The organism is Cohnella luojiensis (assembly GCF_004564235.1).
GTDB classification, from domain to species: Bacteria; Bacillota; Bacilli; order Paenibacillales; family Paenibacillaceae; genus Cohnella; species Cohnella luojiensis.
Map to the genome: position 1 here is coordinate 1 of NZ_SOMN01000039.1, position 13,461 is coordinate 13,461.

Below are 13,461 nucleotides of genomic sequence, written 5' to 3' on the forward strand. Positions count from 1 at the left end.
TTCCTTCGACACGAACTGTACTTGCGGCGGATGTACTTATTTTGTCTGCCGTTGCCGACAAATTTTGTTTTGCCTGTGGATGTGACAACGACTGCCGGCACTTTCAATCCAAGATCAATACCCATTGTTGCATCACCAGTCGTTTGTCCGAATTGTTTTTCAACAGAAATTTGAACGTACCATTTGCCCGATTTCTCCACGACCTTCATTAGTCCAAGTTTTCCGCTTGATAGAATGGTATTCTCTCGTTCGGTCAAACGGGATGCGACCCTGAGTCGCTGTACTTTCCCATCCATCATGACTGGAAATGCGACTACGTTGCCGTTAAACGAATAATTTTGATTGTTCACGTAGTAGGCTCTACGTTTTAATATCGGACGTTTCCCTTGTTTATTCGTCTTCTTATGTATGCTTCTTGCATCGCGAATGATTTGATTCCGTACCGCTGAAGGCAGCTTCGCTTCAATGTCTTTAGATGTTAGATGGGGGAATGTTCCTGCTCTTTCTGCTTGCATGGTGAGTCGGTTCGTCGCTTCGATATATGCGTTACCATGTTCGCGTAACAATGTGGGATTGTCAGGAAATATGCGAATCTGAACGGTTATGGTTTGCAACTGATCACCTCCTTCACGGATATTATACCAAACAAACGTTCGCATAAGAAGGCTTATTGCACAATGACTTTGATGTCCGCTTACTCAAACAATAACAGTTGAGATGTGTAGGACAATTAAGCTGTCTAAAGACAGCCCTTGTCCTAAGCCGATTCATCCCATGCCTGAAGGCAAGGGCTTTCTCGGCTTGATTTTGTAATGCCTTCGCAAGAACGCGGCAGCATCGTCGGCTATTTGGTTAGAGGTAATGTCCGAAGCTTCCCTGCCCTCGGAGCTCGTTCCTTATGGCAGCGCCAAGCTTCGCATCGGAGAATTCCCGTTGATCGGCGGCAAGAATAAGGCAAGGGATAATTTGGGATAATAGTGGAGTTTATGTTAATAGTTATCGAAAGATGGGCTCATTTCGATTATAATTTACTTGTTGTCCAATAATTGAAACCTTTTTGTCGTTTGGTCGTAAAAGTTAAGAGATTTGTATAATTGAAGGGAGAGCCCATTGCAATGACGATTTCTCTAGTAAAAGGACAGAAAATCGATTTAACGAAGGGCAATGCCGGACTTAGCAAGATTGTCGTAGGACTAGGATGGAATCCGGTCGAGAAGAAGAGCTTCTTCGGCTCCAAGAAAGTGGATATCGACTGCGATGCTTCGGCGCTCATGCTGGATGAGAACGGCAAGCTGACCGGCAAGAATCTCGTATGCTTCCACAATCTCAAGAGCCCGGACGGCTCGGTCGTTCATTCGGGCGATAACCGCACGGGAGAAGGCGACGGAGACGATGAGCAAATTCACGTTGACCTAAGCCGCGTTCCCGCGAATATCCACAAGGTATTGATGGTCGTTAACATCTACGATTGCGTCAATCGCAAGCAAGATTTCGGCATGATATCTTCCGCCTACATCCGAGTGCTTAACCAACAGAACCAACAGGAATTGATTCGTTTTAACTTGACGGACAACTACTCGGGCAAAACGGCGCTTGTCGTCGGCGAGATCTACCGTCACGGCGGCGAGTGGAAGTTCAATGCGATCGGCGAAGGAACGAATGCGGCGCACGTTGATCTTTTGGCCCGCACATACCAATAATAAATTATGAAAAACCCAAATAAACTAACGAGAAGAGGACACTTACATGTCAATCAGCTTATCCAAAGGACAAAAAATCGATTTGACGAAAACAAACCCAGGACTTTCTAAGGTTGTGGTCGGATTGGGCTGGGATACGAACAAGTATGACGGAGGTAAAGCCTTCGATTTAGACGCATCTATCTTCTGCCTGAACGCAGCCGGCAAAGCCCCTTCCGAGAAAGACTTCGTCTTCTACAATAACCCCCAGAACCCAAGCGGTTCAGTCGTTCACACGGGCGATAACACGACCGGAGAGGGCGACGGAGACGACGAGCAAGTTAAAGTAAACCTTTCTGCCGTTCCTGCCGAAGTCGAGAAGATCGCATTCTGCATCACGATCCATGAAGCAGCGGAGAGAGCTCAGAACTTCGGTCAGGTGACGAACGCTTTCGTACGGATCGTGAACGAGGATACGGGCGCCGAGCTTATTCGTTACGATTTAGGAGAAGATTTCTCCGTGGAAACGGCAGTAGTCGTCGGCGAGCTTTACCGTCATAGCGGAGAATGGAAATTCAATGCAGTCGGCAGCGGCTACAAGGAAGGTCTTGCCGGTTTGTGCAAAGATTACGGCCTGATGTAACCATTGGTAATTCCCTGATTACTTGGGACCGCTTTTCATTCGGATGGCGGTCCTTTTTCAATTAAAGGAGGTACTCTCTATGGCTGTTAATTTGTCCAAAGGCCAGAAAGTCGATTTAACGAAATCCAATCCAGGTCTCGTCAAAGTAAAAGTAGGATTAGGATGGGACACGAACAAATATGACGGAGGAAGCTCCTTCGATCTAGATGCGTCAGCCTTCTGTTTGAACGCCTCCGGCAAGGTGAACAGCGATCGCGATTTTATTTTCTACAACAACAAGTCGATCGCCAACGGAGCCATTCAGCTGTCCGGAGATAATCAAACCGGAGAAGGCGCAGGAGACGACGAATCTCTCGCCATCGATCTGAGCCAGGTTCCAGCTGAAATTCAGAAGATCGCCTTCTGCATTACGATTCATGATGCCGCGGCTCGTAGTCAGAACTTCGGGCAAGTAGCGAACGCATTCGCCCGCGTCGTGAAGGACGGAACGAACGAAGAGTTGATTCGGTTCGACTTGGGAGAGGACTTCTCCGTGGAAACGGCAGTCGTCGTCGCGGAGTTATATCGTCATAACGGCGAATGGAAATTCAGCGCCGTCGGAAGCGGTTATAGAGATGGGCTAGCCGGCTTATGCCGAGATTTCGGAGTACAAGTATAGTTAGGAGGCGATCCCGTGACGATTAGCTTGTCCAAAGGGCAAAGAATCGACCTAACGAAAACCAATCCCGAGTTAAGACTCGCGATTATTGGACTTGGATGGGATACGAATAAATATACGGGCGGCGAGGCTTTCGATTTGGATGCATCGGCGTTCTTGCTGAACGAGAATGGCAAAGCGAGCGGAATTGAAGATTTCGTTTTTTATAACAATCTCTCGGTGCATTCCGGAGCAGTCGTTCATACGGGCGATAACCGCGATGGTCAAGGCGACGGAGACGACGAACAAATGAAGATCGATTTTTCCAAAATGCCGTCGGGGATTCACCGCATCGGAATCACAGTGACGATTCACGACGCACAGCAGCGTAACCAGAATTTCGGACAAGTTTCGAATGCGTTCGTGCGGGTGGTAGACGAGAGGACGGGCAACGTTATTCTTCGCTTCGACCTGGGGGAAGATTTCTCGGTTGAAACGGCGGTTATCGTGTGCGAGCTCTACCGTCATGGAACGGATTGGAAATTTCAAGCCGTGGGCTCCGGCTTCTCAAGCGGATTGTCCGCGTTGGCTCGCCATTATGGTTTAGACGCCAAGTAACCTAAACGGAGGATCGTCGCGATGTCCTTGTCTATCATTAAAGGCCAGAAAACAGATATAACCAAGAACAATCCTTCCCTGAGCCGCATCGTTGTAGCGATGGGCTGGACGGCGACTACGGGCGTTGATCTGGATCTTTCGGTCTTCGTCTTGCAAGCGAACGGCAAAGTAAGCTCGGATCAAGACTTGATTTTCTATTCGAATCCCTCCGGCGCCAATGGAGCGGTTCAACTCGCGGGACAAGCCCGTAAGGCATACGGAAGCCAAGCGGACAAAGAGCAAGTGAACGTTCAGCTCAGCCTAATTCCTAAGGAAGTCGAACGGGTTCCCTTCACGCTTACGATCTACGAGGGGGATGCGCGCAGACAGAACTTCTCTCTAGTGAACGATGCTTATATTCGGGTCATCGACGAGGCATCGGGCAATGAACTGTTTCGATATGAACTTGGAAATAACTTTCCTGTCGAGACTGCGATCGTCGTGGGAGAATTATATAGATATGGCGCCGAGTGGAAGTTCAATGCGATTGGTTCCGGCTATTCCGGCGGATTGTCGGCCTTATGCGGAAGCTTCGGCGTCGATGTTCGGGAGGAGGCTAAGCCGGCTCAGCCAACGCAAGCCGCGCCGAAGCCTCCCGTGGTACAAGCCCCTCCCGCGCAGCCTCCGGTCTCGCCTCCTTCCACGATACGGTTGGATAAGATCGAGCTTCGCAAGAAGGGCGAAGTCATTAACCTTCAGAAGAATTCGGGCTCGCTCGGGGAAATTCTGGTGAACCTGAATTGGAATCGCAAGAAGAGCGGCGGGGGACTGTTCAAAGCAGCATCCGGAGTCGACCTGGATCTTGGTTGTCTTTACGAGCTGAAGGATGGCACGAAAGGCGGCGTACAAGCCTTGGGCAATGCCTTCGGGGATTTAAACCGCCCGCCATTCGTGGCCTTGGACGGAGATGACCGGACCGGCGCGTTAGCCGGAGGGGAGAACCTAAGGATAAACGGAGCGAGAGTGGCCGATATCGAGAGGATCGTCGTCTTCGCCTTTATCTACGAAGGCGTTGCGAATTGGTCCCAGGCGGACGGTGTCGTGACGATCAAGCAATCCGGAGGTCCGGACATCGAGGTTCGCATGGACGAGTATAACAACAGTAAAGGCCTGTGTGCCATCGCGATGATCAAGAACGTGAATAACCAGACATTCAGCATCGAGAGACTAGTACAGTTCTTCGGCGATCAGCAGGAGCTGGACAAGGCTTATCAATGGGGTTTACGTTGGTCGAAAGGCAGAAAATAAGATGAGATTCGCAATTATCGAGCTATATTCGGCAGGGGGACTATTAACATCATGGTAGATTTTTTCAGTAACTTCATAGACAGCTTCGCGAGCTTTTTCGATTGGGCTCACATCGGAGCGGTGTTGTCCGAACCGACAACATGGGGAATTATCGGTACGCTGGTCATTCTCGAAGGACTCTTGTCGGCGGATAATGCTTTGGTATTGGCCGTCATGGTTCGGCATCTTCCGAAAGATCAACAAAAAAAGGCATTATTCTACGGGCTTATAGGCGCTTACGTATTCCGGTTCTTGGCAATCGGAGTAGGAACCTTCCTGGTCAAGATTACTTGGATCAAAGTGGTCGGAGGACTTTATCTTCTCTGGATCGCGCTCAGTAATTTATTCCATCTGGAATTCGCGTTCGCACGCGTAGGCGGCATTCCTCTTATTCCTTACATCCGACGCAAGGCGAAGGAAGAAGAAGGCGGAGAAGTCGAAAACAAAGGCCTAGGCTTCTGGCGTACGGTTCTTGCGGTCGAGTTGATGGATATCGCATTCAGCATCGATAGCGTGCTGGCGGCGTTCGGCGTCAGCGAAGAAGTATGGGTATTGTTCCTCGGAGGTATTCTAGGAGTCTTGATGATGCGGGGCGTTGCCCAAGTATTCCTTAAACTCATCGAGAAGTTCCCGGAGCTGGAGAAAGCGGCATTTATTCTCATCATCGTTATCGCAGCGAAGATGATCTCGGGCGCGTTCGGCTTCCACGTATCGCACGTCGTATTCTTCTCCTTCCTGATAGCGATTTTCGTAGGGACGATGATTATAAGCTCCATCCGGAAGAAGAGAGAGCAAGGAACAACCTCTCATTCCGCTTAACCCACAACCTTGTATACTCGCAGGAATATCCCTCATGGACGAATGAGGGATATTTTAAATAAAGGAGATGATGTCAGTGCGATACTTTGACTATCTGACCCCGGAACAGGAAAGTGATATTTTTCATTACCTCCCTACGGAGTTCAGCAATCGGGACGATAAGGATTTACTGGCTTACGCGGTCGGAGCGGCTCTCTATATGCCCGCGATAAGACCGACGATAGCCGAAGACATCGCGAGCAATAAAATCAAAGGGCTCGTTTCCCTCGTGATCGATCTTGAGGATGCCATCGGGGACAATGAGGTTCACCTGGCGGAGCGGAATCTCCGCGAAACGTTGGGTAAGCTGCAAGCTTATATGGACAGGGGAACGCTGAACCCCCGATCGTTGCCCCTTATCTTCATCCGGGTTCGGTCCTCCGAGCAGTTCGAGAGATTACTCATCCTGTTAGATGACCTGCTTCCCTTAGTGACGGGATTTGCGTTCCCTAAGTTCACGGCCGCTTCGGGTGAAGCCTACTTTCGGATTCTGGAGCGTTATAACTTGGACAAAGACTCGGATGCGCCGATTCTGTACGGGATGCCGATTCTGGAGACGACCGATGTAATCTACCGCGAGAGTCGGCTTTCCGCGCTGCTCGATATCCAGTCGTTACTGATGAAGTACAAGCAATACGTGCTGAACGTGCGCATCGGCGCGACCGATTTCTCCAGCATATTCGGTCTTAGACGGAACCCCGATATGACGATCTACGATATCGGCGTAATCCGGGACTGCGTCACCGATATTATTAATATTTTCGGCAGGGAAAGCAATAACTTCGTCATCTCCGGTCCGGTATGGGAGTATTTCAAGAGCGATCGGGTACTGAAGCCGCAGCTGAGGGAAACGCCCTTCGAGGAGATGATGGGGCAAGACGGTCTCAGATTGCGCATGTCTTACATCGATCGATATGTGGATGGCCTGATTCGTGAGGTTGCTTACGACAAGGAGAACGGAATCATCGGCAAGACGGTCATCCATCCGACCCACCTTCAGCCCGTGCAGTCGTTGTATGTCGTAACCCATGAGGAATACATCGATGCCTTGAGCATTATATCGAACAGCCAAGGCGACCGCGGGGTCATGAAGAGCCAGTACGAGAACAAGATGAACGAAATCAAGCCGCATTTGAACTGGTCCAACCGCATTATCAATAGATCAAAGGTGTTCGGGGTGCTACATGAAAAACATAACTTCACCTGCTTGCTTGCCGACACGCAACGGTCGGGAGCGCTTGTATAGCATCATAGACGGTTTAGAGGTAGAAGTGAGCGTCATTTCGAATCCTTATGGCCTTGAGCTTGACCACCTTTTCCGGATGGCAGCCAGAATCAACAAGAAACGGGGCTTTCTCTTCGTGAGCAAGCTGCTGGGCAAGCATATCCCGGTTCATCCTTCGCTGTCCTTGGCTTCGGGCGCGATGCTTGGCTGTTTATACGAGGCTGCTATACTTGAACGACCGACGACCGTATCCATGCAGCTGTTGCGGGATGCGTTCGAGGATACCGAACAAGCCGACGCGCTTTATCGGCGCTTAATGGAGACCAAAATCAGGGTGGAAGAACCGACCCTGTTCATCGGATTCGCGGAGACGGCCACCGCTCTCGGACACAGCATGTTCGATGCCTTCGAGGGAAACGCGGACTTCTTGCATACGACTCGCGAACAGATAGACGATATGACCTCGCTCATCAACTTCGAGGAAGAACATTCGCACGCGGTATCTCATCGCTGTTATGCCTTGGACCCTGATCTCTTCGGCAAGGCGTCGACCATCGTGTTAGTCGACGATGAGATAACGACGGGGAATACGTCTCTGAATATCATTAAAGAACTTCATCATAGCTTCGGACATCGCGATTTCGTCGTGGCGAGCCTTCTGGATTGGCGTTCGACGGCGGATAGGGATCGTTTCGCGCAGTTGGAGACGGAGCGAGACATTCGTATACGATGCTTGTCGTTGTTGGAAGGATTCATTACCGTCAACGGAGCTCCGTTAGAGGAGAGTCTTCAGCATTCACCGTCCGTGACGACGGATAACGTAACCTTCCGGACTTATGATGTATCCCGGTTTTTCGAGCATCTCGATATCGATTACCTTAAGCACACGGGCAGGTTCGGAATGAGCGCGTTGCAAGGGGAATCGCTGAATCGGGAGGTCAAGCGGGCCGCCGACTATTTGGTCTCGCGCAGAACCGGCAAACGAATTCTGTGTCTCGGAACGGGCGAGTTCATGTATATCCCTATGCGGATCGCCGATCTCATGGGCGACGAGATTTATTATCAGTCCACGACGAGAAGCCCTATTCATCCCATGCAGCGAGAGCAATATGCGGTAACCTCCTCCTACCGGTTCGATTCTGTGGACGATCCGACGGTAGCCAACTTCATGTACAACCTGTCCCCGGGGCAATATGACGAAGCGTTCGTCTTCATCGAGCGGAAGTATGGACCTGAGCAAGGGGCGTCCTTCGAGCAGGCGCTCTCCCGCATTGGAATACCTATCGTGAATCTCGTCTTTTTCAGTCAAGCACAAGGTTCGGAGGAGCACGGATGAACACCTCTATTTTCGACGGAAATCTAGCTTCACCGTCCTCTATGGGCAGCTATAAGCGTGAGGATGTCGTGTTTCTGTTAAAGGATCTTAGCCATCTGGAGCTGGAGCGGGGAACCGAGGACCGGGAGGAAGCGATTCAGTCCGGAACCCACTATTCCGAGATGCTGCCGGTAGAGTACCGGCCATCGGATGCGTATATCCAGCTATTCCAAGAGACGCTTAATGCGACGGCAAGGAGAGTCGCGGAGGCGATAGCGGTCGTGTCCGAGCAAATCGTAAGCAAGAGGGGGCTCTCGTCGCTGGTGCTTGTATCGCTCGCCAGAGCGGGCACGCCGGTTGGCGTCCTGATCAAGAGGTATATCCAAGCGACCTATCGAGTCGATCTCCCTCACTACGGGATCTCGATTATAAGGGGCAAAGGGATCGACGAGAACGCCCTCAAATACATTCTTCGTACCCATCCGCAAGCGAATATCCAATTCATCGACGGTTGGACCGGTAAAGGCGCGATCCGCAAGGTGCTCATCCAAGCTTGCGATAGCTTTGAACGGAAGCATGGGATCAAGCTGAGCGACGATCTGGCCGTGCTTGCAGATCCTGGGCATTGCTCCGCGACTTACGGCACGCGCGATGATTTTCTCATTCCGAGCGCATGCCTGAATGCCACGGTGTCGGGATTAATCAGCCGTACCGTACTCCGGGACGATCTGATCGGACCTGATGACTATCACGGCGCCAAGTTCTATCGGGAATGGGAGAAGGATGATTACTCTAACGCTTACTTGGAGGCGATCGAACCCTATTTCGATTCCGTAAGGAATGAAGCAAGGGTAACGGCGAACCTTCTGCTGGAGCAGCATGAAGATGCCGTAACCTGGAAGGGCGAGCAGGATATTCGGAGAATTCAACGGGATTTCGGCATTTCCGATATTAATCTCATCAAGCCCGGCGTCGGTGAAACGACTAGAGTACTGCTGCGCAGGGTGCCGTGGAAAATTCTCGTGGACGACCCGCAGAACCCGAATCTCGCGTCTATTCTTATGCTCGCTCGCGACAGAGGCGTACCCATCGCCGTCTACCCGGATTTAACCTATTCTTGTTGCGGGATCATCAAGCCGCTAAAGGAGGAGTAAGAGATGATCTTTGCCTGCGATCTGGATCAGACGCTCATCTACTCGCGCAATTCGATGGGGCTAGTCGACGCGGATGACCTGGTTCCCGTGGAGAGTAACGATGGGGAATACCGCTCGTTCATGACTCGAGCAGCATATAGCAATCTTCAGTACCTTAGCGAACAAATTCTATTCGTTCCCGCGACTACCCGAATTTACGAGCAGTATGAGAGAATATTCGGTTTAAGAGAGGGAATACAGTCAAAATACGCCATTGTCAGCAACGGAGGCAAGGTGCTTATCGACGGCCGGCCGGATAGGGTATGGGAAGATCAAGTTCGCCGGACGGTACGTACGAATTGCGCTCCAAGCACGGAGATCAAATCGAAGTTCGATCGACTGGTCGCCAAGGATTGTATCATTAAAGACGCCTACTGCGATGATCTGTTCTATTCCGTTATCGTGAAACGGGATCTGCTTCCGCCCGATTTGATGCCGGAGCTAGAATCGCTTCTGCAAGGCCATGGATGGAACTGCTCTCTTCAGGGGCGGAAAATATACCTCGTGCCAGACCACGTAACGAAAGGCGCGGCAGTCCGGTACGTGAAGGAGCTGTCCGGCGAACAAAGCGTATTCGCAGCAGGAGATAGCTTGCTGGACGAGAGCATGCTTCTCGTTGCGGATGAGGCAATGGCACCCAATCATGGCGAGCTGTATCGGAAATACGGCTCCCATGACCGCATTCGGTTTACCGAACGCTCCGGAATACGGGCTTCGGAGGATATATTGGACGTGCTGATGAATCGGATGGAGGTAAGAAACGTTTTATGACGACGAATATTTATTTTAACCGCTGGTTTTCCGTTTCGTATCATTATATGAACATGATCCGCGACAACCCGGACGGGAACGAGTTCAAATTTTTCGGGACCCATCCCGATACGAACCATCTCTCCTTGCAGGCCTGCGATTACTCGGAGCAGGAGCCGGTTTTGCACGGAACGGAATACGTCGATTATGCGGTTGATTTCTGCCGTCGTCATGAGATCGATATTTTCATCCCCCGTCTGAAGATGCTCGAGATCGCCAAGGAAGCCCATCGTTTCGACGCGATAGGCACGAAGGTTATGGTTTGCCGGGACATCGAGCTGTTGGAAAGCATGCTGGAGAAGGATCAATTCTATGAAACGCTTCAGGGGACGGGCGTAGTTCCGATTCCGGAGTATTACGTCGTCGAGACGGCGAAGCAATTCAAGGAAGCTTATGAGACTCTCGTTCAAAGCGGTCATCGGGTTTGCTTCAAGCCTACGAACTCCGAGGGCGGAATGGGCTTCCGGATTATCGATAACGAGTTGGACGATCTGGCTAACCTGTATGACTGGGTCAGCTTGTCCGTGTCATTCGAGCAAGTTTATAGCACGCTGTCGGCCGTCGAGAGCTTCTCTAAGCTTATGGTCATGGAGCTGCTCGAGGAGGATGAATTCAGTATCGACTGTTTGTCCGATGCGGAAGGAAGGCTCATCGTGGCCGTTCCGAGAAGGAAGTCGACGGGACGAATCTATGTTCTGGACGACGTACCTGAGTTGACCGAGATTGCGAGGAACGTGGCGGAAAAATGCCGGATACCGTACGTGTTCAATATCCAGGTGAAATATAACAAGGGCGTACCGAAGCTGCTGGAGATTAATCCGAGAATGTCCGGAGGGTTGTTCATTACCTGCCTATGCGGAGTGAATATGCCCTATCTAGCCGTCAAGACAATCATGGGTCAACCGTTCGAGCGTCCTGTCCCGCAATGGGGAGTTAAGGCTAGCTATCTCGAACTGCCCATCGTCATGAAGGGATAAAGGCAGGCCGCAGTGATGAAAGGCTAGGGGCACTTTCCGGTGCAGCAATGGATTGTATGGTTGGAACTGGTTTTGAGGAGCGGGATGGAGCTGTAGCTATATATTTTATGGTTAGAGTTCGATTTGAGCAACGTATTAGTGCTTTAGCTATATATTTTATGGTTGCAGCATCGTTTAGCTTTCCTTCTACTTTCGAGTGCGAGTGCTCCGACAATGGAGAATAAATTGACGAGAGCGGGCGAAAACCATAAACTGAAAAATAGATGCAGTCTATAGGAGGTTCGCTTATCTTGCTTCGATCTAAATGGGGGCTTGCCTCCGTAATCATCGGTTATGTTGCCGGTCTAGTTGCTGAGGGATTAGATATCCTTCCGGATTTCATCGCGTTAATCTTCCCCGTTCTCGGGACATGGTTGGGCTCGACTATACACCAAGCGGAGCTTAAAGCGGCCAAGCTAGCCGCGGAGAGGCAAGCGAATGGCGGACAGAACATTCAGAGCGGCCAGAACGGTCAGTCCGGTCAACGTTTAAGCGAGCCGCAAGCTGCTCCGGGTAATCGTGCGAACGATTCATCGGCAGACAGAACATTAAGCGATAGATCGTCGTCGAACTTAGGTCCGGAATGGGATTCGATAATCGAATATATCGGAACGATCGAGGATATGGTGCTGCTGGAGGGGGAGAAGAACAATCTCGACAACGAGATCGTTCAACGCACTCTGTCTTTGCTCGTCAGGCTCAACCGGATCATTCCGCAGCTCGTCGAGTTTAACAACGGGGATATTAATCATAAGATTCAAAGGCTCGTGCTTAAGGACTTGAACGGAACGATCAATCCGTTTATCCATCTAAGCGGAGAAGCCAAAGTGCAGAACCGCAGGATTTTATTGAATAGCCTCAAGGACATCGAAAATCAGATTACCACTTACACGAGCTTTATCGAGCAGAAGGATTTAATGGAATTAAAGAACAAGGCCGAGCTTATCCACCAACGCTACGGCGCGCGCAATTAATCAAACGGGGAGGATTTACGAATGAGTACTCAAGCCATTCTGCTCAAGGATTCGGACACGGCTAAGGTTCAACAGGAAGCGCAAGCTACGATTCAACGCATCTCGTCTACCGATGCAACGCAATTGGATTCCCTAATGGATGAAATCGGCAGAATGGGTCAGAAGACGATGGAGAAGGCAGGGCATAATCTTACCCTTCTGGAACGTCCGCTGAATGATCTCTTGGGCGGCAAACGCTCGGAGATCGCGGGCAATATCATGAAGCTGCGCACCGAAGTAGACGACTTGAATCGCAGCAAGGACTTGTCGCTTATGCAGAAGATTCTGCGCAAGACGCCGATGAAGAACTACATTATGAAGTACCAGTCGGTCAGAACGAACGTTCAGGCGATTATTTCCTCTTTGCGTAACGGCAAGGATACATTGGAAGAAAACATCGTGCACATGCGTAACCTGAAGCAAATGTGCCTTCAAGAAATGTACAACGTTCAGCAACGGATCGAGCTTGGCAATCAGCTGCGGGTGCTGTTCGAACAAGAAATCGCCAAGCCGGAAAATGAGACTCGGAAAGCGCAGCTGGAACGCGGCCTGCGCAAGGTCGTTACCCGGATTCAATCCCTAACCGAGATGATCATGCTGTACCAGCAGGCGATTGCCGGCTCCGATATCATCAACGACAACAACGACAAGTTAATCGACTCGGTTGACGCGACGATCGATAAGACGCAACATTTGATCACCGTATCCGCAATGATCGCTACGGCGCTGGACGATCAAATGAAGGTCATCGAGGCAGTTAACACCACGAACGAGATGCTCGGCAAGCAGTTCGCGGAGAATGCGCGCCTTCTGAACGAGACTACCGAAAAGACGACCCAAGCCATGACGAAGTCCGCCATGTCGATGGAACAGATCAACCAAGCGATGAACGACCTGACTTCGGCAATTACGCGCTGCGAGGAATCGAATCGCTCGATCATTAATGCCGCAACGGAACAAACGACCCGCATGCAGGAGATCAACAAGCAGATGGGCCAACGCTTGGGCTTGCAGTCCGGCGCAAGCTCGGCCTCCTCGCCCGCGGCTATTCAAGAGCCTGCCATCACCAGTTTATTGGACTAATACGACAACACCTAACAACTTATTATCACCGGTCAACCGGAGACA

General features: G+C 50.8%; 14 protein-coding genes. 13 read left to right on the forward strand and 1 reads right to left on the reverse strand.

Features of this window, described 5'->3' with window-relative positions; genetic code table 11:
* Positions 1-614 (reverse strand): nuclease/transposase family protein (locus tag E2980_RS20365; protein ID WP_476695916.1); only part of this gene is annotated, 614 nt, incomplete at its 3' end.
* Positions 615-1,115: 501 nt separating this feature from the next.
* Between E2980_RS20365 and E2980_RS20370 the strand changes: the two genes are divergently transcribed.
* The 13 genes from E2980_RS20370 (at position 1,116) to E2980_RS20430 (ending at position 13,416) form a co-directional block, all read left to right on the forward strand.
* Entirely contained in the window at positions 1,116-1,700 is a 585-nt protein-coding gene (locus tag E2980_RS20370) for a TerD family protein (RefSeq protein WP_135154066.1), read from the forward strand.
* Between the two features lie 46 nt (positions 1,701-1,746).
* Entirely contained in the window at positions 1,747-2,322 is a 576-nt protein-coding gene (locus tag E2980_RS20375) for a TerD family protein (RefSeq protein WP_135154067.1), read from the forward strand.
* Positions 2,323-2,401: 79 nt separating this feature from the next.
* On the forward strand, positions 2,402-2,980 hold the full coding sequence (locus E2980_RS20380) for a TerD family protein (protein ID WP_135154068.1): 579 nt from the start codon (positions 2,402-2,404) through the stop codon (positions 2,978-2,980).
* A 15-nt stretch (positions 2,981-2,995) separates the two neighbouring features.
* Positions 2,996-3,577 (forward strand): TerD family protein, encoded by a 582-nt coding sequence (locus E2980_RS20385; protein ID WP_135154069.1) that lies wholly within the window; start codon positions 2,996-2,998, stop codon positions 3,575-3,577.
* A gap of 21 nt (positions 3,578-3,598) precedes the next feature.
* Positions 3,599-4,864 (forward strand): TerD family protein, encoded by a 1,266-nt coding sequence (locus E2980_RS20390; protein ID WP_135154070.1) that lies wholly within the window; start codon positions 3,599-3,601, stop codon positions 4,862-4,864.
* A 48-nt stretch (positions 4,865-4,912) separates the two neighbouring features.
* Complete coding sequence (locus E2980_RS20395) at positions 4,913-5,722, forward strand: TerC family protein (protein ID WP_205700007.1); 810 nt, start codon at positions 4,913-4,915, stop codon at positions 5,720-5,722.
* A 76-nt stretch (positions 5,723-5,798) separates the two neighbouring features.
* On the forward strand, positions 5,799-7,007 hold the full coding sequence (locus E2980_RS20400) for an HpcH/HpaI aldolase/citrate lyase family protein (protein WP_240703122.1): 1,209 nt from the start codon (positions 5,799-5,801) through the stop codon (positions 7,005-7,007).
* Entirely contained in the window at positions 6,946-8,322 is a 1,377-nt protein-coding gene (locus E2980_RS20405; RefSeq protein ID WP_135154073.1) for a phosphoribosyltransferase family protein, read from the forward strand. Before E2980_RS20400 ends, E2980_RS20405 begins: the two co-directional genes overlap by 62 nt.
* Positions 8,319-9,455, forward strand: coding sequence for a cysteine protease StiP family protein (locus E2980_RS20410; protein WP_135154074.1), 1,137 nt, complete (start codon positions 8,319-8,321; stop codon positions 9,453-9,455). The genes E2980_RS20405 and E2980_RS20410 overlap by 4 nt, the downstream gene beginning before the upstream one ends.
* Positions 9,456-9,458: 3 nt before the next feature.
* Positions 9,459-10,265, forward strand: coding sequence for an HAD family hydrolase (locus E2980_RS20415; RefSeq protein WP_135154075.1), 807 nt, complete (start codon positions 9,459-9,461; stop codon positions 10,263-10,265).
* On the forward strand, positions 10,262-11,281 hold the full coding sequence (locus E2980_RS20420) for an ATP-grasp domain-containing protein (protein ID WP_135154076.1): 1,020 nt from the start codon (positions 10,262-10,264) through the stop codon (positions 11,279-11,281). The genes E2980_RS20415 and E2980_RS20420 overlap by 4 nt, the downstream gene beginning before the upstream one ends.
* Positions 11,282-11,571: 290 nt before the next feature.
* The gene (locus E2980_RS20425) at positions 11,572-12,294 is read left to right on the forward strand and encodes a hypothetical protein (RefSeq protein WP_135154077.1); all 723 of its coding nucleotides are present in this window, start codon (positions 11,572-11,574) and stop codon (positions 12,292-12,294) included.
* A gap of 21 nt (positions 12,295-12,315) precedes the next feature.
* Positions 12,316-13,416 (forward strand): toxic anion resistance protein, encoded by a 1,101-nt coding sequence (locus E2980_RS20430; protein ID WP_135154078.1) that lies wholly within the window; start codon positions 12,316-12,318, stop codon positions 13,414-13,416.
* The last annotated feature ends 45 nt before the right edge of the window (positions 13,417-13,461 follow it).